This is a genomic window from Micromonospora sp. MH33, assembly GCF_003013775.1.
In the GTDB taxonomy this organism is placed as follows: domain Bacteria; phylum Actinomycetota; class Actinomycetes; order Mycobacteriales; family Micromonosporaceae; genus Micromonospora; species Micromonospora fulviviridis.
On sequence record NZ_MUYZ01000505.1, the window covers coordinates 1 to 2,816 of the forward strand.

Sequence of the window (2,816 nt, forward strand, 5' to 3'; positions counted from 1 at the left end):
CCACGTCGCCGCCGGTCACCACCACGTGCGCGGGGCCGCCGGCCGCCAGCGCCTCGGCCGCCGCGACCATCTCCTCGACCGTGGTCACCGGGCGTCCGGCGAGGGCCGCGGCCTCCGCGCAGTTCGGCGTCGCCACCTCGGCGTACGGGAGCAGCCGCTCGACCGCCGTCACCACGCCGAGCCGGTGCCCGCTGGTGGCGACCAGCACCGGGTCGACGACCAGGTGGCGCAGGCGGCCGGCGCGCGCCGCCACGGCCACCGCGTCGGCGACCGCCGGGGTGCCGAGCATGCCGGTCTTCACGGCTCGCACGTCGAAGTCGCCGAGCACGCTGTCGAGCTGGTCGCGCACGGTCTGCGGGGGCAGCGGCAGGACGGCGTCCACGCCCCGGGTGTTCTGCGCGGTGACCGCGGTGATCACGCTGGTCCCGTAGGCCCCGAGGGCGGCGAAGACCTTGAGGTCGGCCTGGATGCCGGCGCCGCCACCGGAGTCTGAGCCGGCGATCGTGAGCGTTGTCCTCGGGGTCACTTGGCTCCCTTGGTTGCGCTGGAGGGCTGCGGCCGACGTGCCGCCTGGTGGGCCGCGGTGAGCGTGGCGGCCACCGCGGCGGGGTCCCCGGCGCGCATGATCGCGCCGAGCACGGCCACCCCGGCGGCGCCGGCCGCGACGCACGCCCGGACCTGTTGCGGCGTCTCGATGCCGCCGAGCGCGAGCACCGGCACCGGGCTGGCCGCGATCAGCTCGCCCAACCTCCCGGGGTGCAGGGGCGGGCCGTAGCCGGGTTTGGTCCTCGTCGGGAAGACCGGCGACAGCGTGACGTAGTCCTCGGTGGTGAGTCGGGCCAGCTCCGTGGCGTCGTGGCAGGAGCGGCCGACCAGTCCGACGGCCGGCGGCGGGTACGGGCCGGCGGCGGGCAGGTGGACGGCGTCGCCGTCGAGCGGGTCCGGGCCGGCCACGACCAGGGTGCCGCCGGCCTCGGCCATGATGGCGCGCAGCTCTGCGGCCAGGGCGGCCCGCTCGGCCCGGGACAGGTCGTTCTCCCGCAGCACCACCCAGCGCACTCCCCCGGCCACGGCCGCCTCGACGACCTCGGTCAGGGGGCGCCGCGCCTGCCGGCGGTCGGTGAGCAGCACCACGCCCGACGGCACGGCGCTGCGCGAGATCGTGGGAGGTTCCGGCCCCTCCAGGGGCCACTTCCCGCCAAGATCTGCCGTGCAGGCGGTGCCGAGCGGCCCGTCGGCGGAGGTTGTCGTGTCGACGTCGGCCGAGGCGGGCGGGGTCACAGGTCCGGCCTTCCCTCGTCCGGGGTGGAGGCGAGGGCGTGGAAGCGGCGGGCGATCCGGCCCGCCCCGTACGCCAGCCGCCCCGCCTCGACGGCGTGCCGCATAGCGGTGGCCATCGCCACCGGGTCGGCCGCCCGGGTGACCGCGCTGGCCAGCAGCACGGCGTCGCAGCCCAGCTCCATGGCGAGCGCCGCGTCGGAGGCGGTGCCGATCCCGGCGTCGAGGATCACCGGCACGTCCACGCCCTGCCGGATCAGCCGGATGTGGTGCGGGTTGCTCACCCCCAGCCCGGAGCCGATCGGCGCACCGGCCGGCATCACCGCCGCGCAGCCCACGTCGGCGAGCCGCCGGGCCAGGACAGGATCGTCCGAGGTGTACGGCAGCACGGTGAACCCGTCGGCCACCAGTTCCTCGGCGGCGCGCAGCAGCTCCACCCCGTCGGGCAGCAGCGTGCGCTCGTCGCCGATCACCTCCAGCTTCACCCAGTCGGTGTCGAACGCCTCCCGGGCCAGCCGCGCCACCTTCACCGCCTCGGACGCGGTGTGGCAGCCGGCCGTGTTCGGCAGCAGCCGTACGCCGCACCGGTCCAGCAGGTCGAGCAGGCCGCCGGCCGCCCCGGGGGCGGTGTCCACCCGGCGCAGCGCGAGGGTGACCAGCTCGGTGCCGGAGGCGCGGATCGCCTGCTCCAGCACGTGCAGGTTGGCCGCGCCGCCGGTGCCGAGGATGAGCCGGGAGCCGAAGCCGACCCCGCCGATCTCGAAGGACATCCGGCTCACCCGCCCTGGGCGGCGCTGAGCACCTCGACCCGGTCGCCGTCGCGCAGCACGGTCGCCGACCAGCCGCCGCGCGGCACCACCTCGCCGTTCACCGCGACCGCCAGGCCGCGCTCCTGGGCGGTGACCGCGCGGACCACGTCGGCGACGGTCGAGCCGCCGGGCAGGTCCCGTCCCGCGCCGTTGACGATCAGTTCCACCTGGGCTCCTTCCCGAACCGGTCCGGGGTGAAGGGGGCGAGCAGCGGGTCCGGCTCGCCGGTGACGATCAGCTCGGTGACCAGGTCGGCGGTGACCGGGGTGAGCACGATGCCGTGCCGGTGGTGCCCGGTGGCCACGAGCACGCCGGGCCGGCCGGGCAGCGGCCCGATGATCGGCGCGTTGTCCGGCGTGCCGGGGCGCAGCCCGGCGGTCGCCTCGACCAGGTCGTACTCGGCCAGCTCCGGCACCAGGTCGACGGCGGCGCGGAGCAGCCGGAGCACCGCGCCGGCGGTCACCTCGGTGTCGGCACGCTCCTCGACGGTCGCCCCGACCACCACCTCCCCGCTGTCCCGGGGCACCAGGTAGATCGACTCGCCGTCGGCGTACCCCCGGATCACGTGCCGGAAGTCCGGCGCGCCGCGGCCGGGCGCGCGGAGCCGCAGCACCTGGCCCTTGACCGGCCGGACCGGCAGCCCGGTCAGCGCGGCGGCGCCGCAGCCGGCCGCGACCACGGTGACCTGGGCGTCCACCTCGGACAGCGCGCCCACCCGGGCCGGGCGCA

The 2,816-nt window shown here is 77.1% G+C and carries 5 protein-coding genes; all 5 read right to left on the reverse strand.

Features of this window, described 5'->3' with window-relative positions; translation table 11 throughout:
• Positions 1-526, reverse strand: a 526-nt coding sequence (locus B0E53_RS35050; protein WP_107079786.1) for a PfkB family carbohydrate kinase, incomplete at its 3' end; no start/stop codon positions are given.
• A complete protein-coding gene (locus tag B0E53_RS35055; RefSeq protein ID WP_107079788.1) occupies positions 523-1,146 on the reverse strand; it encodes a thiamine phosphate synthase in 624 nt (207 codons plus the stop codon). The genes B0E53_RS35055 and B0E53_RS35050, both read right to left, overlap by 4 nt.
• 131 nt (positions 1,147-1,277) lie before the next feature.
• Positions 1,278-2,057, reverse strand: a complete 780-nt coding sequence (locus B0E53_RS35060) for a thiazole synthase (RefSeq protein ID WP_107079787.1) — start codon at positions 2,055-2,057, stop codon at positions 1,278-1,280.
• On the reverse strand, positions 2,054-2,254 hold the full coding sequence (gene thiS, locus B0E53_RS35065) for a sulfur carrier protein ThiS (protein ID WP_091318006.1): 201 nt from the start codon (positions 2,252-2,254) through the stop codon (positions 2,054-2,056). Before thiS ends, B0E53_RS35060 begins: the two co-directional genes overlap by 4 nt.
• Positions 2,245-2,816, reverse strand: a 572-nt coding sequence (locus B0E53_RS35070; protein ID WP_146167922.1) for an FAD-dependent oxidoreductase, incomplete at its 5' end; no start/stop codon positions are given. The genes thiS and B0E53_RS35070, both read right to left, overlap by 10 nt.